This window comes from Micromonospora sp. NPDC002411 (assembly GCF_053592955.1).
Genome location: NZ_JBSFBM010000103.1, coordinates 1 through 19,870 on the forward strand (window position 1 = coordinate 1; position 19,870 = coordinate 19,870).

17 protein-coding genes are annotated in these 19,870 nt (G+C 68.9%); 7 read left to right on the forward strand and 10 right to left on the reverse strand.

Features of this window, described 5'->3' with window-relative positions; genetic code table 11:
- Positions 1-91: 91 nt before the first annotated feature.
- Entirely contained in the window at positions 92-1,726 is a 1,635-nt protein-coding gene (locus tag ACWCO3_RS14770) for a carboxylesterase/lipase family protein (RefSeq protein ID WP_450010334.1), read from the reverse strand.
- 780 nt (positions 1,727-2,506) lie between these two features.
- Here ACWCO3_RS14770 and ACWCO3_RS14775 point away from each other — a divergent pair.
- Positions 2,507-3,049 carry a DinB family protein gene (locus ACWCO3_RS14775; RefSeq protein WP_450010336.1) on the forward strand — a complete coding sequence of 181 codons (543 nt, stop codon included), beginning with the start codon at positions 2,507-2,509 and terminating at the stop codon, positions 3,047-3,049.
- Positions 3,050-3,080: 31 nt separating this feature from the next.
- Here ACWCO3_RS14775 and ACWCO3_RS14780 read toward each other — a convergent pair whose 3' ends face one another.
- The gene (locus ACWCO3_RS14780) at positions 3,081-3,944 is read right to left on the reverse strand and encodes a TIGR03620 family F420-dependent LLM class oxidoreductase (RefSeq protein ID WP_358074308.1); all 864 of its coding nucleotides are present in this window, start codon (positions 3,942-3,944) and stop codon (positions 3,081-3,083) included.
- 212 nt (positions 3,945-4,156) lie between these two features.
- On the reverse strand, positions 4,157-4,999 hold the full coding sequence (locus tag ACWCO3_RS14785) for a LysR family transcriptional regulator (RefSeq protein ID WP_450010338.1): 843 nt from the start codon (positions 4,997-4,999) through the stop codon (positions 4,157-4,159).
- A gap of 72 nt (positions 5,000-5,071) precedes the next feature.
- On the opposite strand from ACWCO3_RS14785, the gene ACWCO3_RS14790 reads away from it, so the two are divergent.
- The 3 genes from ACWCO3_RS14790 (at position 5,072) to ACWCO3_RS14800 (ending at position 8,169) form a co-directional block, all read left to right on the forward strand.
- Complete coding sequence (locus ACWCO3_RS14790) at positions 5,072-6,277, forward strand: MFS transporter (protein WP_450010340.1); 1,206 nt, start codon at positions 5,072-5,074, stop codon at positions 6,275-6,277.
- Between the two features lie 111 nt (positions 6,278-6,388).
- Entirely contained in the window at positions 6,389-6,853 is a 465-nt protein-coding gene (locus ACWCO3_RS14795; RefSeq protein ID WP_450010342.1) for a DUF6196 family protein, read from the forward strand.
- Between the two features lie 86 nt (positions 6,854-6,939).
- Positions 6,940-8,169, forward strand: a complete 1,230-nt coding sequence (locus tag ACWCO3_RS14800) for a trypsin-like serine peptidase (protein WP_450010344.1) — start codon at positions 6,940-6,942, stop codon at positions 8,167-8,169.
- A 121-nt stretch (positions 8,170-8,290) separates the two neighbouring features.
- Here ACWCO3_RS14800 and zwf read toward each other — a convergent pair whose 3' ends face one another.
- Positions 8,291-9,784 (reverse strand): glucose-6-phosphate dehydrogenase, encoded by a 1,494-nt coding sequence (gene zwf / locus ACWCO3_RS14805; RefSeq protein WP_354887889.1) that lies wholly within the window; start codon positions 9,782-9,784, stop codon positions 8,291-8,293.
- 523 nt (positions 9,785-10,307) lie between these two features.
- On the opposite strand from zwf, the gene ACWCO3_RS14810 reads away from it, so the two are divergent.
- A complete protein-coding gene (locus ACWCO3_RS14810) occupies positions 10,308-10,631 on the forward strand; it encodes a hypothetical protein (protein ID WP_145783355.1) in 324 nt (107 codons plus the stop codon).
- Between the two features lie 68 nt (positions 10,632-10,699).
- Here the strand turns inward: ACWCO3_RS14810 and ACWCO3_RS14815 are convergent, their stop codons facing one another.
- The 5 genes from ACWCO3_RS14815 to ACWCO3_RS14835 all read right to left on the reverse strand — a co-directional run bounded on the left by ACWCO3_RS14815 (position 10,700) and on the right by ACWCO3_RS14835 (position 15,241).
- Complete coding sequence (locus ACWCO3_RS14815; RefSeq protein WP_450010347.1) at positions 10,700-11,689, reverse strand: hypothetical protein; 990 nt, start codon at positions 11,687-11,689, stop codon at positions 10,700-10,702.
- A 97-nt stretch (positions 11,690-11,786) separates the two neighbouring features.
- Positions 11,787-12,980 carry a WD40 repeat domain-containing protein gene (locus tag ACWCO3_RS14820; RefSeq protein ID WP_450010349.1) on the reverse strand — a complete coding sequence of 398 codons (1,194 nt, stop codon included), beginning with the start codon at positions 12,978-12,980 and terminating at the stop codon, positions 11,787-11,789.
- A gap of 169 nt (positions 12,981-13,149) precedes the next feature.
- A complete protein-coding gene (locus tag ACWCO3_RS14825) occupies positions 13,150-13,638 on the reverse strand; it encodes a S1 RNA-binding domain-containing protein (protein ID WP_450010351.1) in 489 nt (162 codons plus the stop codon).
- 325 nt (positions 13,639-13,963) lie between these two features.
- Complete coding sequence (locus tag ACWCO3_RS14830) at positions 13,964-14,746, reverse strand: PhzF family phenazine biosynthesis protein (RefSeq protein ID WP_450010353.1); 783 nt, start codon at positions 14,744-14,746, stop codon at positions 13,964-13,966.
- Between the two features lie 207 nt (positions 14,747-14,953).
- Positions 14,954-15,241, reverse strand: coding sequence for a winged helix-turn-helix transcriptional regulator (locus ACWCO3_RS14835; RefSeq protein WP_244311779.1), 288 nt, complete (start codon positions 15,239-15,241; stop codon positions 14,954-14,956).
- Between the two features lie 146 nt (positions 15,242-15,387).
- On the opposite strand from ACWCO3_RS14835, the gene ACWCO3_RS14840 reads away from it, so the two are divergent.
- On the forward strand, positions 15,388-16,392 hold the full coding sequence (locus tag ACWCO3_RS14840) for an NAD(P)H-dependent flavin oxidoreductase (protein WP_450010355.1): 1,005 nt from the start codon (positions 15,388-15,390) through the stop codon (positions 16,390-16,392).
- Between the two features lie 20 nt (positions 16,393-16,412).
- Positions 16,413-17,030 carry an HAD-IA family hydrolase gene (locus ACWCO3_RS14845; protein ID WP_450010357.1) on the forward strand — a complete coding sequence of 206 codons (618 nt, stop codon included), beginning with the start codon at positions 16,413-16,415 and terminating at the stop codon, positions 17,028-17,030.
- A 125-nt stretch (positions 17,031-17,155) separates the two neighbouring features.
- Here the strand turns inward: ACWCO3_RS14845 and ACWCO3_RS14850 are convergent.
- Positions 17,156-19,870: hypothetical protein (locus ACWCO3_RS14850; protein ID WP_450010359.1), on the reverse strand; the 2,715-nt coding region annotated here is incomplete at its 5' end.

Sequence of the window (19,870 nt, forward strand, 5' to 3'; positions counted from 1 at the left end):
CGGATACAACACCGGTATCCGGACGAAACCGCGCCTTGCCGGATCGCCGCCCGGACTCCGCCTCGGCTCGACCGCCCTTATGAAACAGGCCCTAGGGGATCGGCCCGTCGTAGTCCATCCAGAAATCGACGGCGTCGGAGCGTGGGCGGGGTGCCATCCCGCTGCCGCCGGCGAACTCCATGATCTGGTCGGGCGCTTGCGCGACCGTCGGCCAGGCCGGCAGGCCTGGTGCGTTGGGGTCGCCGGTGCGGACAAAGTTGACCCAGTACGCGCTCATCTGGTCGCGGAGCCGGTAGTCGGCCTCCGTGTAGTCGGCGGCACTGTCGGCGCCGAGGTTGTCGTATGCGTACGCGACCTCGGCACCGTGGTAGGCGCCGTACTTCTCAAGCCCCATCTCGGAAGGGATGTGTGAGAAGAAGTAGAGGTAGGCGTCCGACTCACCCGTCTGCGTCTGCAGCTGGGCCCAGCGCCGCATGGCTCGGGTCATGATCTTGTCGGTCTCGGCCCGCAGGAGCGATTCGAGAACCTGCTCCGCCGTCTCCCCTGGATACAGATCGAGGAACCGATCCGCATCCTCACCGTATGTCTCGCGTGCGGACGACCGGTACTCGTCGACGCTCGTGTCCGGTGGGCTGGCCAGCGCGAGCGAGGCCTCGTCCGCGTTGCTGCCAACCAGGGTCGGCACGTCCAGTTGCTCTCCGGACGCGTAGGTCTCCGCCGGCGATCGCTCGAGCACGTGGCCGTCGACGGAGGGCTGCCAGTGCGCGTCGAGCGCCCCCGCCGCGTCCACGACGCGCTCGACGGGCATCTCGCGCATCTCCTCGATGGTCGCCCCTCCCAGTTGCTCGCTCAGGCGGCGGCCGGCATCCTCCGCCGCCTCGCGCGTGTCAGTCTGGTCGCCGCGCTCGGTGTTCCCCGTGGTGCCCATGCACGCTCCGCTGCCGGCGACGATGCCGTCCACGAGGTCTTCGGCGAGTGGTGTCGCACCGAGGATGCAGACGCTCTCGCCCCCGGCGGATTCGCCCGCGATCGTGACCTGGTCGGGGTCGCCGCCGAATGCCGCGATGTTGTCGCGCACCCACGCCAGGGCGGCGATCTGGTCGAGGATCCCGTAGTTGCCCGACGCGTCGTGCGCGGACTCGTCGGCGAGTTCGGGATGGGAGAGGAAGCCGAGCACCCCCAGTCGGTAGTTGATCGTGACGGTGATCACCTCACCCCGGGAGGCGAGCGACTCGCCATCGTAGAGGGGGAGCGCGCCAGAGCCGGTCGCGAAGCCGCCGCCCGGGATGTAGACGAGCACGGGCAGGTGCTCCGGAGGGCGTGTCGTGCTCCGCCAGATGTTGAGGGAGAGACTGTCCTCGCTCACGGAATACGGATTGAGGAGCGTGCCTTCCAGGGGCACCTCCACGATCTGCGAGAGCGCCCGCGTGAAGAACGTGGAGGTGCCCTGCACCGGAACGGCGGAGAACCGGTCTGCGGCGAACACGCCCTCGCGCGGCTTCGGCGGCTCCGGCGCACGCCAACGTAGATCCCCCACCGGCGCCTGCGCATACGGGATGCCCGCGAAGACCTCGACTGTGCGCTCGTCGTTGTAGACGCCGGTGATCGGCCCCTGCTGCGTCTGCACCGGACCGGACGGCGAGCGGTCCTCGCCGCCCGCGATGCGGGTCTGCGGCGGTGGATAGGCGAACACCGCCGCCCCGAGTACGAGCACCCCGGCGAGCAACCACGCACCTGTCCGGAGCAGCGCGTGCCCTCGGGCCCACGAGCGTACGGTCGCACCGAGCACCACGAGCAGCCCCACGACAAGTGCCCAACCCCACCACGGACTCCGGTTGAGCCACGCGAGCACGAACGCGATAGCCGTCAGCGGGAACAGGGGGACCCAGGGGCGGAGGGACCTCGCAAACCGTCGGCGCCCACCAGACCTGCCGCCCTCCTGGACGACACCGATTGGGCGCAGCTCGCTTCCCACTCTTCACTCCTGTTGCTGGTCTGAGAACCGACGCCGCAGCATCGGCAGCGGGGAATTCACGAACGCAGTCGTCTGCGTTACCCACTCGTCGTTTCTGATCAACCGCAATAACGCCAACCGCACGCGTTGTCGAGAAAGGTCGGGAAGGCGAGCGAACCGAAGCGGTTCGTGGCGCCACCAAGAATCATTATGAACCGCTGCGAACGTTGCTAGGCAGCTTCGTGGCCGAAACCACGTTAATCGCGCATCCGACCTGTCGCGAACAGGCGCTGCAACTCCTCGAGGACATTAAACGGAATTGGCATGCCGGATCGCCAATCCGGGGAGGTAACGGCTCAACCGGCTTGGCCCGGCAGCGAAGTGCAGCAACGGCTCGTTGAGTACCCATCATTTCCGACCATGCCGGTCGGAGGGCTCTGGCACCTACTCATGCTGTCCTCAGAGGAGTGGGCGGTCTTGACCAGCTGTCATGCCGGCGACGGCGTCCACGAGGGCCAGCAGCCAGGTCTGCGGTGTATGTACTGTGCGGCAGTGACAAGGAGCGAGCGACTCGCGGACCAGCTGGACCGGCACTGGCACAAGAATCTGCGGCCACGGCTGCAGGGCCTTGCCGATGAGGAGTACTTCTGGGAGCCGGTGCGCGGCTGCTGGAGCATCCGCCCACGTGGCACGACGTCAGCAGCGATGTCGGTAGGTTCGGGGGACTGGACGATGGACTTCGCGTCCCCTGCCCCGGTGCCGGCGCCCGTGACCACGATTGCCTGGCGGCTAGCGCACATCATCGTCTCCTGCCTGGGCTATCGGGTCGGGTGGCACTTCGGCGGCCAGGACGTCGACTCGCAGGCATTTCCCTACGCGGGGACCGCTGACGAGGCGCTGAAACAGCTCGACGAGATGTATGGGAGATGGAACGCGGGGGTCCGCGAGCTCTCGGACGCTGACCTGGAGAATCCGCCCACTGTGGGTCCCGAGCGGTTTCCCATGGAGGGCATCGTCCTGCACGTCAACCGGGAGCTGATCCATCACGGTGCCGAGATATCCCTGCTGCGCGACCTCTACCGCTGGCAGGATTGAAGGCGTCGAGCGGACGTGGGTTGTTCCAGAGTCAGATCAGGGCCGCGGCGAGAGCGCGGAACGCGTCGGCGGGGAACGTCGTGGCGTCGCCGCCGTTGAGCACCTGGATCGCCACCTCGTCTGCGCCGGCCTGGTAGTGCTTCTCCAGCCCAGCCGCCACCTTTTCGACGGTGCCCCAGGGGATCAGGACGTCGATGAGGCGGTCGCTGCCGCCGCCGGCGAAGTCCTCGTCGGTCCAGCCGAATCGCCGCAGGTTGTTGGTGTAGTTCGGCAGGGCGAGGTAGCCGCTCGCGTACTGCCGGGCGGTGGCGCGCGCGGTGGTGGCGTCTGCGTCCAGGACCACCGCGACCTCGGGGGCGAGCAGCCGGTCGGGCCCGATTGCCGCCCGGGCCTCGACGGTGTGCTCGGCAGGGACGAAGTACGGGTGTGCCCCGGCGGAACGGTCGCGGGAGAGGCCGAGCATCCGCGGGCCTAGTGCGGCCAGGATGCGCCGCTCGGGCGGAACTCCGGCCGCGTCGAGGCCGTCCAGGTAATCCACCATTCTGGAGTACGGCTTGCGATAGTCGGTGCCGCTGCCCTCCACCAGCACCGCGTGGCTGGCGCCGAGACCGAGCAAAAACCGGCCGGGGTACGCCAGTTGCGCGTCCTGGACGAACGCCGCCACCTCGGAGGGCGACGAGTGCCAGATGCTCACGATCCCGGACGCGACCCCGATGCGCGTCGTCCCGTCCAGGATCTCTCGGAAGCGCGGGGCGACGTTCTCGCCGAAGCCGCCGGAGAACCAGATCCGTGAATAGCCGAGTTCCTCCAACTCGGTCGCGGCATCGACGGCAGCGCCGCGACTCTCGCTGGCCAGAAAGAACGGTTGCCACACGCTGACGAGTCGTTGTGCCATACCGGAACCCTACGACCCATCAGCCGCTGACGGCGCCGTTGCCACGTGCGACGCCCGCCATAGAGCCTTGGACCGGCCCGACTGCCCCGACGAGTGATGTCCTCGTGGCGGGCGTCCGGTCAGACGTCGAAGTGCAGCAGGGTGGTGACCGCCGCCCAGGGCGAGGCCGAGCCACGGCTGCTGATGGCCGGCCCGATGACGAGGGCGCGTGCTCAGACGATGCGACGCAGCGCCGTCTCCACCGCGTCGACAAGCGGATCACCCTCGGTCCGGGGGTGCCGGGCGAGACCGAACTCGACATCCGGCAGGACGGGCAGGGCACTCGCGTCGCGGCAGATCATGCCCGGTTCGAGGTTCGCGGGCATGAGCGCCGCGACGCCGAGCCCGGCCCGTACCGCGGCCAGCACCCCGACCAGGCTGTTGCTCTCGAAGGCCACCCGCCAACGCCGGTCGGCGCGTTCCAGTGTGTCCAGCACAGACGTACGCCAGGAGCACGGGTTGGAGAACAGCACCACCGGCAGTGGATCGGCGGCCACGTCCACGCCCTGCCCGGTCGTCCAGACCAGCGGGGCGCGCACCGTCCAGCGTGGCGGCCCGGGAATATCCGGAACCGCGTCGAGCACGAGTTGCACGCGGCCCGCGTCGTAGGCCTCCCGCATGGCGGCGTTGGAACAGCTGAGCACCTCCAGCGTCGCGCCGGGGTGTAGCCGGGCAAGGTCGGCGAGGGCCTGCGGCAGTTGGGACGCGGCGAGGTCTTCGAGCAACCCGACGCCGCAGTGGCCGGTGAGCGTGCGCCCGGTTTCGGCGAGTGCCTGGGCGGCGAGCGAGAGGATGCGTTCGGCGTACGGCAGGAGTTCTTCTCCCGCCCGGGTCGGCGAGACACCGGACGACGACCGGTGCAGCAGCGGACGGCCGACGGTGCTCTCGAGCTTGCGTAACTGCTGGCTGAGACCGGGCTGGCTGTGCCCGAGAGCGGTCGCGGCGCGGCTGATGCTGCCCTCCCGCACGGCGGCGACGAACGACCGTAGGAGGGCGGTCTCCAAATCCCTGGCCATAAGCATTCATTATGCCGGCCTGAACAAGATGGCGTCTTCTTATGGGGCGCCAGGGGAATTAGCGTCATCTGGGTGACCGGATACCGGCAGGTGCTCGCGGTGCCAGGGATGGCACCGCTGCTGGGCGTCTCGCTGATCGCCCGCACCGCGATAACCGCAGACGTGATGGCGCTGACCCTCTTCGTCGTCCTCGGCCTGAAGTTGAACTACGCGGCGGCGGGTGGTGTGGCGGCGGCCCTGACCGCCGGAGTGGCGCTGGGTGGGCCGCTGCTCGGTCGCATGATCGACTCGCGGGGCCTGCGCCTCGTCCTGCTGGTGACCGTCACCGTGCAGGTCGTGTTCTGGCTGAGCGTGCCGGTCCTGCCGTACTGGCTCCTGCTGGTCGCCAGCTTCGTGGCGGGCCTGCTGATGGTGCCGGCCCAGGCGCTGAGCAGACAGGCGATCGCCGCGATGACGACGCCGGAGCAGCGCCGGGCGGCGTTCGCGCTGGAATCGGTGCAGGGCGAGCTGTCGTACATCGTGGGGCCTGCGGTGGTGATTTTGGGCGCGGCCACGGTGTCCCCCGAGGTGGTGGCGTGGGGTGTCGGCATCGCCATCCTGGCCGGCGGCGTCGGCATCGCCGTGCTCAACCCGCCCCTGCACGCCGAGGGCGAGGCGGCCGCCGCCGCGGCGGAACGCCCCCCACGGAGGCAGTGGCTGAGCGCCACGATGATCGCCGCCTTGATCATGGCGTTCGGGACGACGACACTGCTCAGTGGCGTCGACCTCGCCATCGTCGCCACGTTGCGGGAGGCAGGTCAGGTGTCGTGGGCCGCCGTTGTGGTCGTGGTGTTCGGCGTGTCGTCCGTCATCGGCGGACTGATCTACGGCGCGCTGACCCGACCACTGCCGACCTGGTTGCTGCTCGGCCTGCTCGGGCTCGTGACGATTCCCGCCGGGCTGGCCCACGACTGGCCCTGGCTGTGTGTGGCCGTCGTCGGTAGCGGGCTACTCACCGCGCCGACCCTTGGCAGGGTGGCCGACGCGGTGAGCCGGCTGGCGCCACCCGCTGTGCGGGGTGAGGTCATAGGTCTCCAGTCGTCGGCGCAGAGCGCAGGGTTCGCGCTCGGATCCCCGCTCGTCGGCGTGGCGATCGACCTCTCCGCGCCGGCGGGCGGTTTCGCTGCGGCGGGGCTTGCTGGCCTCACCGCCGCGGTGACCGGATATCTCCTGGCCCGCCGCTCGCCCGCGCGGACGGCGGTGCCGCAGCACGCCGGTCCGGCCGGTCTCGGGTATTGAGCGGGGCGAGGCTGTCTCAGGAGGCGCAGTTCGAGCTGACGCACGACGAAGCGTCCGAGCTGTCCGCACCTCGGATGACGTGCTCGCAGCGGTGTGTCGAGGGCGACTGCGGTGGCCGGCGCCCTCGGGCAAGATCGTCGCATGGTGAGCATCAGCCAGGAGTCCCATGACGAGACCGAGCAGCGGCTTCGGCGGGTCATCGCGGCCGCGGAACTGGTCATGTTCGATGGTGAGTGGTCGTTTTTCGAGGCGCCACTTACTCAGCCACCGGCATTGACGGCCGACCTGCTGGCCGTCGTGCGCGACGAGGATCGGTGGTCCTGGCTGGCGCCGGGCGGCGCGACCGACGGTGAGCGCTTCGCGGTGTTCTCGTTTCACTTCCCGCCCGACGTGGACAACAGCGGGTTCGTCGGATGGTTGGCCACCGAGTTCAAACGCCGGCTGGGCACCGGCCTGTTCGTCATCTGTGGTCACAACAGCGACCGCGGTGGCATCTACGACTACTGGGGCTGCCCGGCGCAGGTCCGCGCCGAGGTTGTACAGGTCCTCGGTGAGCTGCGCGCCGTGCCGCTATGACATAGATGAGATTACATGTCCTGCGCGATCTCAGGTATGAAGGCCGAAGGCACGTCTCGGTGCTGATTCCTGAGAAGGAGCGACAGATGAAACATGCTCTGCGCCGCCTACGAACGGGCGCAGTCGCGCTCGCTGCCTGCACACTCGGGCTGAGCCTCCTGTCGGTACCCGCCGCCGAGGCGTACTCGGTCGCCCCTGTCGCGCCACAATCCCAGCGGGCACCGGAATCGCACCAGTTCTCGGCAGAGGGTGTGACCACGATCGGTGAACTCCGCACCGTCGACAGCTCCCTGTCCGCCGCCCCCAACGGGGGGACGCAGATCATTCAGCACCCGGGCGCCACCTACGTCAAGGTCCACTTCAGTTCACTGCGACTCGCTGAAGGCGACTACGTCACCGTGTCGAGCCGCGACGGCAAGGAGAGCTACCGGTACGACCGCCACCTGAACCGGGCGACCGGTTCGGACTACACCACCGACGGACAGCCGGGTTTCTGGGCGATGTCGGTGGAGGGCGACACCGCCGTGGTGACAGTGCACAGCAGCCGCCCCTCACGTGGCAGCGCCGCCACCATTGACCGGTTCTGGCGCGGATACGACCGCATGGAGATCGCCGCGCACAACTTCTCCACCCAGTCCGTGTGCAGCACCGACGCCCGCCGGGACGTGGTCTGCTACCAGAACAGCCACCCCACCGAGTACGCCCGGGGCAGGGCGGTGGCGCGGCTGCTGATCAGCGGCGGCGGACTGTGCACCACCTGGCGGGTCGGTAACACCAACCGGATGCTGACGAACAAGCACTGCTTCGAGACGCAGTCCGCCGTGAGCGGCAGCGAGATGCAGTTCAACTACCAGTGCGCCACCTGCGGCGGTGGGAATCCCGGTGCCGGCACCAAGGTCAGCGGTGCCACCCTCTACAGGGTGAGCAGCGGTGGCTCCAGCCAGCTGGACTATGCCCTGTTCTCGGTGAACAACTTCGCCGCCATCCAGGGATTCGGCACGCTGTACCTGGCAACTGCCGCCACCAGCAACGGCACCCGGATCTATATCCCCGGGCACGGCGACGGCAGCGCGAAGCGGCTGTCGATCTTCGAGGACACCCAGAACGGCGCGACCTGCGCCGTCCGGAACGCGAACTACAACACCTGGAACATCAGTTACAGCTGTGACACCTCCGGCGGCAACTCGGGTTCACCCGTGCTGAACGCCAGCCACCGTGTGATCGCCCTGCACCACCTCGGCGGTTGTCCGTCGAACCAGGGCGCGAAGGCACACCTGATCTACAACGAGATCGCCAGCCTGATCGACAACGGCTGAGACGGTGGGCCGCCGACGCGCTCTGCGCCTTGGCGGCCCACCGGCATCCTCGTCGCTCCACCTCGGCCACGCCGACCAAGAGATCGAGCTCAGCAGCGCGGACACCCTCGTTGTGACAGGGTCACGCGGAGTTGCGCCACTTGCGGCCGTTACGCCCGATGAGCCGGTCGGCGTCGGTCGGGCCCCAGGAGGCGGCCTCGTAGGTGGGGATCGGCGAGTGGTCCTTCTCCCAGTTGTCGATGATCGGGTCGACGATCCGCCAGCACTGCTGCACCTCGTCGCTGCGGATGAACAGCGACGCGTCACCGATCAGCGCGTCCAGGAGCAGACGCTCGTACGCCTCCGGGGACTCCTCGACGAACGTCTGGTCGTAGGAGAACTCCATCGTGGCGGTGCGGACCCGGAAGGAGTGACCCGGCACTTTGGCACCGAAGCGCAGCGAGATGCCCTCGTTCGGCTGGATCCGCAGGATCAGTGCGTCGGCATCGAGGCCGGTGAGCTGGTCGGTCGGGATCGGCAGGTGCGGCGGCCGCTGGAACTGCAGTGCCACCTCGGTGAGCCGGGTCGGTAGGCGCTTGCCGGTGCGGACGTAGAACGGCACCCCGGCCCAGCGCCAGTTGTCGACGTTGAGCCGCATGGCGGCGTAGGTCTCGGTCCGCGACAGGGGGTCGACGCCGGCTTCCTCGCGGTAGCCGGCCATCAGGTCCTCGCGGGTACCGCCCCGGGTGTACTGTCCCCGGACCGCGGCCTCGGCGATGTCCCGGTCGGTGGGGAGCCGGATCGCCTGCAGCAGCTTCACCTTCTCGTTGCGCAGGCCTTCAGCCTCGAAGGAGGCCGGTGGCTCCATCAGTGCCAGCGCGAGGACCTGGAGCACGTGGTTCTGCACGATGTCCCGCATCGCGCCGGCGTCCTCGTAGAAACCGCCGCGGCTGCCGACGCCAAGGGTCTCGGCGACGGTGATCTGCACGTGGTCGACCCAGGAGCGATCCCAGATGGGTTGGAAGATCGAGTTCGCGAAGCGCAGCGCCAGTACGTTCTGGACGGTGTCCTTGCCCAGGTAGTGATCAATGCGAAAGACCTGGTGCTCGTCGAACGCGCTGTGCACGACGCCGTCGAGCTCGCGGGCCGTGACCAGGTCGCGCCCGTACGGCTTCTCGATGACCAGGCGGGAGAAGGAGCCTTCGCGGGGCTGGTTGAGCCCGACGCCGGCCAGTCCGTTGATCACCGGCTCGAAGGCCCCGGCCGGGGTGGACAGGTAGAAGAGCCGGTTGCCGGAGGTGCCCCGCTGTGCGTCCAGCTCGTCGAGGGTCTCCACGAGGCGCTTGTAGGTCTCCGGGTCGTCGTAGCCGCCGGCCACGTACCGCACGCTGCCCTGGAGTTGGCGCTTGCTGGTGAGGGTGCGTTCGCCGAGGGCGCTCTCGGCGAACTGCTCGTTGGTCATCGGCGTGCGCGCGACACCGACCAGCGCGAACTGGTCCGGGAGCCGCTCGTGCCGAGCCAGACTCTCGACTGCGGGCAGCAGCTTGCGCCGGGTCAGGTCACCGGAGGCGCCGAAGATCACCAGCGTGGCCGGCGGGGCACTCCGCTCCTGAATGAGCTGAGATGCGTTGTCCATGGTCTGCGTTCCTCCGGGCACAAGGGGTCTGGGGGTGGGGGTGCGGTGCTGTCAGGCCAGGAATTGTGCGGCTATGGCGGTCGTGTCCGGGGGCCACGCGGCATGGCCCGTTGGTCGCGGAGCTTGAGCGTCGCATGGCTGGTGGGTGGGAGCGGCGTCGACGTCGGTGGGCTTCCGGGAAGCCACCGGGAATCCTCGGCAGGCCGACGTCGCGGGGGCCGGAGCCGAGTCGTCGTACGCAGGGCTTTTGCTTCCCTCGATCCCGTTACTGCGGAGGGGCGTCCGGTGTCCCATCCGGCGATCAACGGCAGCGTGGGATGGCAGAGCAACCACTCGCGCGTGGGCCCCGGAGCACAGCGTCGCCACAAGGGTCTCACCGGCACACCGTACCGGGACAAGAGCGCGTGGGCGGGCGTGCCGGGCCCGCGGCGGTGATCTGGACCGGTCAACCTACCGCAGCTATTCGCATCTGCCGCCTTGTGCTCGCCTGGGCAGATACGACACCCACTCCTAGGATGCCGCTGTGAGTAGCGACTTTGGTTTCTGGAAGCGCGGCACGGGTGATCCTGCGGAGATCTTCGACAGGCTTGCGGAGGGTGACACCAGCGACCTGGCGTCAGACCCCGGTGTGAAGCGGTTCCGGGACGGGCTGCTTGTTCGCTGGGCGGACATCGAGGACGTACTGGAGCCCTCGACGTTCGACCTGGAGGACAGTCCGGACGATGCACTGACGTATGTGCTTCTGACGCTGTCTGTCCGCCAGCTCGACTATCTGCCAGAGATTCTGTCCATGGCGAAGGACAACGGTCTCGTCGGATTCAGCGGCGTGGCCGGCGAGCCCATCTAGTGGCTGCTTCGGCTCAAGGCTCGGGACCGTGCCGTTTCGGAGGCCGGGAAGCCATGAAGCGAGCCGCGTCACTGCATAGCGGTGGCCGGGGGATGGTCGAATGATTCGGGGCACTGGAAGGTGTACAGGGAGTAGCAGCGCCCGATCTGCACGCCGACGATGTCTGGCGACGCGGTCGGGTCCTCCTCGGACGGGCGCCAGCTGCAGTGCATGCCGTTCCAGTCGCCCGAGCCCGCGGTGAAGATCAAGGTCATCGTGATGCCGCAGGCCGCGCAATCCATCGGGTACGGATCGGTCAGTGACCAGTTCGCGTACCCGCCGACCTTCCATCCCGGTGCCAGCGACAAGTCGCTCTGATAGTGGGGACGGCTCTCGTCTTCGTCGTCATCCCAGGCGTCGATTCGCTCGCATAGGTCGTCGGGGAGCAGATCGGCGTATTGGTACTCGCGGACCTGCTCGGGGTGCACCACGCACGGAATCGGCAGGTACATGTCGCTGATCACCGGCGGCTCAGGAGGTGCTACGAGCAGCGGGCCGACGGTGGAACTGTCGCGCCATTGGAGAAAGACGCGAGGGCTGTAGTGCCGGTCCGAGTGGTCTACCGGGCACCACAGCACCTGGAGCAGGTCGGTGCCGTCCGGACCGGCGTAGTCCGGGATGTCGTGTCGGTACAGCTGCGCGACCGGGACCAAAGGGATGGGATCCTCGATCAGGTCGTCCAGGTTGAGAGCGTCGGCCGCGTCGAGCTCGGCGCGCTCCTCCACGGTCAAGAAGTCCCCGCCCGGCAGCCGGCCCCGGGCTTCTGCGGCCGCGAGGATCTCCCGCCTGCGGTGCAGGGCGGCCGGGGTGGTCAGGTTGTATGGCTCGTGCGCCCCGGCGTCGTCGCAGACCGGCCATACCTCGTCGGCCGGCCACAGCAGCGGCCCGCCGACCGAGCTGTCCATGACGGTCGGAGCGCCGGGGCGGGGATGCAGGCGGGTAGCCGTGCGGGAATGCTCCCGCAGTTCTGGGAAGAGCGCGGTGATGTCCAGGGGGCGCGGAGGCGTGGTGCGGACCATAGAAGTGAATCTTATGGCCCTCGTGCCGTTCCCGAATCCCGTGCCGTGCCCTACAGCTACGGCCCTGGCTGCCCAGACAGCAACGGTGCGATCGGGGTCAGGCGAGCCTGTTCATGGCAGCCTGGATCTTCAGCCACGACGGGTCGCTGTCTGACGTGTCGGTGACTGTTCCCAGCTCGCCGGGCTGCCAGGTCTGGTTGCCGTCGGTGAGATCAAGGTCGTCCAAGTCGGTAGCCGGAGCCTCGGAGGTGCCGGCAAGGAACTCGGTGACCGCGGCCGTTGATGCCTGAGCCGGGGCGGCCCGTCCCCCCGACAGCACCAGTAGCGTGCCGTCTCGGCCGGCGACGACCAGTTCGCCTGTGGCGATGGCCGTCAGAGCGGTCACCCCAGCTCCTGCCATCACCTCGTGCTCGGTCACCTGTTCCCCGTCGATCTCGATCTCGATGACGACGCCTCTCGGCGTTCCGAAGCAGAGAGCACCCGGAGATGGCCCGAACGCGACGTTGTGGCGTGACCAGGCGTTCATGCTGTCCAGCCACTCCTGCGGGTACGGGTACCCCGGGCTGGGGTCTCCGAGTGTCAGGACGAGAACGCGGCGCAGCGAAGGAAACTCGAACACCTCCAGCGAGTTGTCGTACGCGTTGCCCCGTACCGCGAAATGCCGCCCGTCCGGGCTGAAGACAGGTGTCTCGTAGCCGTCGCAGTCGAGGATCAACGCCCGCCGCATCGGCCGCAGCACCGGCTCGGTGTCTCGGGAGAAGAGCACCAGCGTGGCACCTTGATCACTCTCCAGGGTGGCCACGAGGCCACCGCCCGGATACACCGCAACTCCGGTGTCCCATCGTGGGCCGATGACGGTTGCGCCGGAAAGGGGGTCGAGCGTGATGGACGACTCCCAGCCGTCCTCTCCGCCGCTGGGTGACAACCAGAGCCTTTGACCGTCCGGACTGAACGCCACGTCCCGTGGGTACTCGATCGGTGGCATCCCACCGATCGCGGTGATACCCGAAGGTGTCCAGCGAGTGATGCAGTCGCGGTCCGCTACCACCAACTGCGGCTCACTCGGATGCCAGGCAGCAGAGGGTGTCCGTTGGAACCGGTGATTGCCGGCGGAGTGGTAGCCGGCCGAATCCGCACCGACACCGCCAATCTCACGCAGCCGCCCGACCGCGAACTCCCAGATCCGGATCGCCGGGCGATCGGCGTCCCAACCGGCTATCAACGGCAGCCTGGGGTGGCAGAGCAACCGCTCGATCGTGGCTCCGGAGCGCATCTGGGCCAGGGCTTCCACCGGCACACCGTACCGGGGACAAGAGCGCACAGGCGGGCGTGCCTGACCAGCGGCTGTGACGTTCAACCTGCCGGCCTACCGCAGCTATTAGCATCTACGGCCCCGATTGGGAGTGGGGGTCCCGCTGATGTCGACGATGTCAGGTCGGGTCGCGCTTGTGCGTCACCAATCAACGCGTCAACGCGGGCTCCAGACGCACTCGGCGCCCCGGCCGGTCCACCTCGACGATCGTAACGGTGACGATCTCTCCGATTGCTGGCTCCCGGCTCAGAACTGACTCGTGAAGCAGACCAGCGATGCCCGGCGCGACGCGGACGAAAACACCGAACGGCACCACTTTGACGACCGGCCCGGACAATACCTCACCAACCCGGTCCGCGAACCGGACCAACGGATCCTCGTGCAACGCCTTCAACGACAGCTGCACCTGTCCACGAGTGTCATCGCAGTCGAGCACCTCGGCGCGGATCTGCTCGCCTGCGTGCACCACATCTTCGGGATCTGAGAAGTAGTCCCAGGTCAGCTCCGGAATTCGAATGAACCCCGTGCCGCGCGAACTGGTCGGCTCCCCTTCGAGACGCACGAAGACGCCGAAGTTATGGATCTCTGAGATGACTCCGCGCACCACCGTGCCGCGTTTCGGTTCACGTACAGACACGGCAGAACTGTATAGCCAAGGCAGCGGTCTGTGGCTCCGCGGCGGGTCCTTCCGGGCCGGGCCACGATCCACCCGGGATCTATGGATACGGCGGTTACGCCCCGGCACTACTGACCCAGTCCGCATGGAACTTGCGGGGGCCGCAGAACAGTGCGGAGCTTGGCGGGCCAACCCGTCGGGTTTGGCTGCATACCTCAAGTTGGGATCATCCTCGCGCGCTGGCAAACTACCTGGCCCGCGGCTTTGCGCTAGTCGAAGGTCGCGATGAGAAACGGCTCCGGGGCCAGTCCTGGATAGGAGCGCTGGCGGCGGATGGGCGGTGGTGCTAAGGACCATGCGGGGCGCTGAGGCCAACCACTCCGCCGATTCTGGCGACGATGCCGTCTGCGGTGCGTGTCGCGCTGGCGGACACCGATGATGGGCTCTGCAGTCCGTCGCCCTGGTGGATTTCGATCGCGCCGCTGCCGGTTGTGTCGAGCAGGTGTGCGGCGAGGCAGCCGACACTGTTGGCGTTCGCGATGTCCTCGTCGACGCCGATCGCCGGGGCGAACATCCGGGCGGCGCCCGTTCCTGCGGTCGGCGACAGCGCGTAGGCGAAGCAGCCGAGATAACCCAGTCGCCGACACTCGGTTGCCAGCCGATCGTAGTCGGGCTGTATGGACAGCAGCGTCCGGCGATCCCGGACAGGGACGAGGAGTCGTGGCGTGCCGGGTGAGGCGACCCGTACGTCGGCGGCGATGTCCGTTCGTTCCAGGCCGAGGGCGGCGATGATGCCATCTCCGGTCGCGTCACCGCCGTCCGGTAGGGCGATGACGCCTTGGTCGAACCAGACCTCGATGCCGTCGCGGCGCCGAATGGCGGTCGTGGCGAAGGTGCGGCCTGCGGTGAACTGCCGGCCGCGGTGCTCGGTGCCGCCGCTGCGCTGCAGCAGGACGGCCTGCGCCGCGATGATTCCATGTCCGCAGTTCGTGAGTTCCCCGGCGCTGGTGAAGAACCGCACCCTGGGAACATCCGCTGCACTGGTGTCGACGAACGCGGTGTGGGAGGTGCCGGCCCTCCGGGCGATCGCGTGCCGTTCGTCGTCGGTGAGCACGGCATCGTCGATCACGACTGTGGTGGGGCTGCCGCCTCCTCCATGGCGGGTGCAGGCGTTCACCACCGACACTGATGGGCCGGCCATCAGGTGGCCGTGACGTCGGCGAAGCGGAAAGCACCGGGCGCTGGGATGCGAGCCATGACCAACCTCCGAATGCTTCGGATTCAGAAGCACGGTAGCGACTCTGTTCGCGAAGCGCCAGGGTCGGCGTTCCGCGATTCAGGCCCTGTCGTCCGCGTTCAGGGCTGAGGCCCAGGTGTCGGACCAGCGAACGAGCGGGCGCAGGGCCTGGTAGGCGCCGCGGCCGAGGTCGGTGAGTGTGTAGGCCGTGTCCGGCTGCTGGGCGACGAGGTGGGCGTCGACCAGTTCGGTCAGCCGTTGCCGTAGGACGCTGGATGACATGTTGTCGCAGCGCTGCTGCAGCGCGCGGAAGCCGACCGGTCCATGGTGCAACTCCCAGACGATGCGCAGGTTCCAGCGACGCCCGAACAGGTCGAGGGCGGCCATGAGGGGTCGTCCGGTACTCGATCCGCGTACCGGCTGGCCCGGCCTGGGTGCCGTCATCGCCTGTGCCGCCCCTCTTGATGCTTCGATATCCGATACAGTACCGTCCGGTGGAATGATTCGATTCCCGAAGCGATCGGGGCAGCTTCGTGAGGCGATTACGCACTGTCCTGTGTGACCGGTTTGGCATCGATCTGCCAATCATCCAGGCGCCCGTGGGTTCCGCCGCCGTACCGGAACTGGTGGCGGCGGTGTCGGAGGCCGGCGGTCTTGGCATGCTGGCGTTGACGTGGCAGAGCCCCGATCAGGCACGGCAGAGCATCCGGCATACCCGGGAGCTCACCACCCGGCCGTTCGGCGCGAACCTGGTTCTCGACTTCCCGGTGGACGATCTGCTCACTGTGTGCCTGGAGGAGAAGCTGCCGATCATTTCCACCTTCTGGGGCGACCCGTCGCCGGTACACGGCCGGATCCAGCAGGCCGGTGCTCTGCACCTGCACACGATCGGTGACCTCGCCGAGGCCGTGCACGCCGTCACGGCCGGCGTGGACGTCGTGGTGGCTCAAGGGTGGGAGGCCGGCGGTCACGTCCGCGGCGGCACGACCACCATGTCCCTGGTGCCGGACGTCGTCGACGCGGTCGGGCCGGTACCGGTGGTGGCTGCGGGAGGAATCGCGGACGGGCGCGGCGTCGCGGCGGTGCTCGCGCTCGGTGCCCAGGCCGCCATGCTGGGCACCCGCTTCCTCGCCGCTGATGAAGCAGCCACCCATGAGGTGTACCGGCGGCACTTGATCGCGGCCACCGGAGCGGACGCCGTGCACACCCTCTGCTTCGACGGCGGATGGCCGAACGCCCCGCATCGGGCACTGCGCAACACGACCCTGCGGCGTTGGCAGGCGGCCGGCTCGCCGCCTGCTCCACTGCGGCCCGGCGAGGGTGATGTCGTCGCCGCTGACGCGTCTGGCGAGGAGCATCCTCGATACGAGGACCTGATGCCGCTGCCCGGGATGACCGGTGACCTGGCCGCCATGGCCCTGTACGCGGGCCAGTCCGTGAGCCTCGTCCACGACGTCCTGCCTGCTGCCCGCCTGCTCCACGACATCGCCGGTCAGGCCGCCGCCACCATCGACCTGCTGCAGAGCCCGGCGGCGTGATGCCCTTTCCGTCCGCGGTGTTGTTCGACGTCGACGGCGTGCTCGTCGACTCCTATCCGGCATACCGCCGGATCTGGAGCCGGTGGGCGACGCTGCGCCACCTCGACCCGGACCTCGTCTGGTCCCATACCCACGGCCGCCGGCCCGTCGACACCATCACGGTGGTGGCCCCGCACCTCGACGCTGACACCGAGTACCGGCTCGTCCGAGAAATCATGGCGGCCGAAGGCGACGTCTTCCCCGTCTACCCCGATGCCGCTGCCGTGTTGAGCCTGCTCGACGGCCACCTGTGGGGTGTTGTCACGTCGGGCCGGAGGCCGACCGTGATGCAGCGGCTGCGCGCGGGCGGGCTGCCGGATCCACCCGTTCTGGTGGACAGCAGCCAGGTCCGGCGCGGCAAGCCGGGCCCCGAAGGGTATCTGCGCGCGGCGCACCTTCTCGAGACCCCTGCAGCGAACTGCCTTGTGGTCGAGGACGCCCCCGCCGGCATCGAAGCAGCCCGGGCTGCCGGCATGACGGTCATCGCCGTCCGCACCACACACGCTGTCCATGAGCTGACCGCCGCACACCACTGTGTCGACACCCTCAGCGACACGGTCCCCCTCTTGACGGACTGGCTGAACAGGAATCGGCCATGAACGGAGGCAACCGAGCAGTTCGATCTGGTGGTCATCGGTGGGGCCAGGGTGGCTACGTCGCGGCGATCCACGGTCTCGCCGGACATCTGACCAACTTCTGAGCGGAGGGCCGTCGAGTGGGGCGGTCAGGCCGATTGCCGCCGCCGGCCCAGTGACAGGAGCAGGCCGGCGGCGGCCAGGACGGTTCCGGCGGCGGCGGTGTATGCCGGGAGTTGGGCGGGAACGCCGAGGTGGACGGTGATGCCGAGGATGCGGGACAGACCCCAGGGCAGCAGCGCGAGCTGGTCGTTCCACACCGTCAGCGCGCGTTCCAGGCCCACTACCCAGACCAGGGCGGACAGCACGCCGAGGGGCGCACCCGCGGCGGTGAGGGTCAGCCCGACGGCGCTGCGGCGGCGTAGGCCGTACCGGTCCCGCAGGACCACGGCGACGGCCACGAACAGCCAGCCGAACGCCGCGAACGCGACGGTGACGTACGCCGCGCGCAGGCCCGGCGCGGTCCAGAAGGCGAACCAGTAACCGCCCGGTCCGCGCCCGGCGAGCGCCGCCAGCAGCAGTACGCTGCGCAGCAGTGCGACGCCGCCGACCACGGCCCACAGGTGGAACGGATCCCGCCGGCCGACGACGAGGCGTACGACGAGGGCGAACAGCGCCCACCCACCGAGGGTGACCAGCAGGTGCGCCGGCGCGGCGAACCAGGTCAACACGAGCCGGCTCGCCACCAGCACCACGGCCGGGACCAGCCACACCAACACCCGGTCTGCCCGCGTCGTGGGCGTCGGCAGCGCGGCGACCCGCCACGGCCGGAGCGCGCCGAGCAGCAACCCGCGCGCGGCGGCTGCGCCGAACCCGCGTCGGTACAGGCCGAGCAGCACCACCAGCAGGATCGACCCGAGCAACGCACGGGCCGCCCAGGCCATCGTCGGGTCCCGGTCGGCGCGCTGCGCCCCGAGGTCGGCGGCGGTGAAGTTGTACGCGGGCAGGTCCAGGTCGGCGCCGTAGCGCTGCCGGTGCGCGTCGCGCGCGTCGTGGTATGCCGCCGCGGCCAGCCGCCAATCGTGGCGGGCGGCCGGGGCGCCCGTGTCCAGCCACTGCGCGTGCCGCAGCACCATGGTCCGGTACGCGCTCAGCGTCTCGAACAGGTCGACCTGGTAGTCGAGAGTCGCGGTGAAGCGCCCACGCAGTTCGGCGTCCCGCCAGGTCGCCGGTTCGGTCGCGGCGACCAGGTCGCGCATACGCCGGGCCAGCACGACGGCCTGCCTGCCCTCCTCGATCGCCGCGTCGACGCGGCCGCCGGTCACCGCGTAGATGCTGTCCAACGCCGCGGAGTCGCCGGTCAGGATGTCCCACTCGAAGATCCACATCATGGGCGGCGGTTCCAGCCCGAGCGCCCGCACCGACCGGTCGGCATACGGACCGATGTAGAGGCCTTTGGTGACCGCCTGCCGGGACAGCGCCATGGCCTGCCCGATCGCGGCCACGGTGGCCGGGTCGCCGGAGAACGTGCGGTACGCCCAGTCCGCGGTGACCTGCGCCGGGTCGGCGTGCGGGTCCCAGGCCAGGCGGCCGACAGCGTACGTGTTGAGGTCGTAGAGCTGCCAGAACCCGGCGCGCAGGTACAGCGACATGGGCCCGGCGCGCAGCGGCCCGCCGTCCTGAGTCCAGTTCCAGACACCCTCGACGTTCGGGTTGGCGGCAAGGAACGCGCGCAGCGCCTGGCGGTGCAGCGGACCGAGGTCGTTGGGCAGCGAGCCGAACGCCTCGAACTCGCGCCGGGCCTGGAACTCCACAATGCGGCGGTGCCCGCCGCCCAGCAGGGTGGTGTTCAGCGGTAGGTGGCTGTAGAAGTCGCCCAGGGTGTACTTGGTGGACACGATCAGGTGCGGGTCGTCGAACCCGCCGAGGACCTGCGCGTACGACTCCGGGTTGGTGTGCAGGTCCCCAACAGCGCCGACGCCCACCGTCCACGTACGGAAGATGATCTCCTTCCCGACTGAGCCCGCGGTGTCCAGCAGCGCCCGCAGCATCGCGCGTACGGACGCTTCGGTGGTGACCGCGAGCCGTGACGAGTAGTCCCAGCCGCTTCCGGCGTACACCTCGCCGCCCTCGCCGACGCGGACCATGAGGCCGTCGACGAACGGCATGCTCTCGAACAGCTCGGCCAGGCCGGCCTGGTAGACCGCCCACAGTCGAGGGTCGGCCGTGTCGAGGCCGCCGACGGTCCGCGTCAGGTATGCCTCCAGCGGAGGCGATACCGCGAGCATGTCGGTCAGAAGGAAGACCCGCACGCCCATGTCCTCGGCGTACCGGAAGACGGGGCCGAACGCCGCGACCATCGCCCGTGCGCGGTCGACGTGCGGGTCTCCGGGCGGGTAGACCGCGCGCCCGTCGCCGACCTTCGCGAACGTGACGTACTCCAGGAAGCCGGGCACGACGATTCCGTTGAATCCCTGCGCCACCGAGTGGTCGACGAACTGCCGGAACTGGGCGTCGATGCGGGCCACCGCGGCGGCGTCCACCCACGGCGCGTCAGGCAGCACCGCCGACCCGACCACGTCGGTGTTCAGGCCGTAGTCGTCACCGGCGGCGAAGACGGCCGGGTCGGGCTCGCGCCCCACCGATCCCGCGTCGGTCAACCGTAGGCCGAGCCGGGGGATGACCACCCGACCAGCGTCCGCCGCGGGAAGCAGCTCGGCACCGGAGCGGATCCGGTCAGCGAGCCGGTACATCCCGGCTGCCATGCCCGCGACGTCGCCGCCCTGGACGGCCAACTCGGCGTCGCGCACGTCGAGCCGGTACGACTCGGGCGTACCGCTGAGGGTGGCCAGCACGCCCGCCCG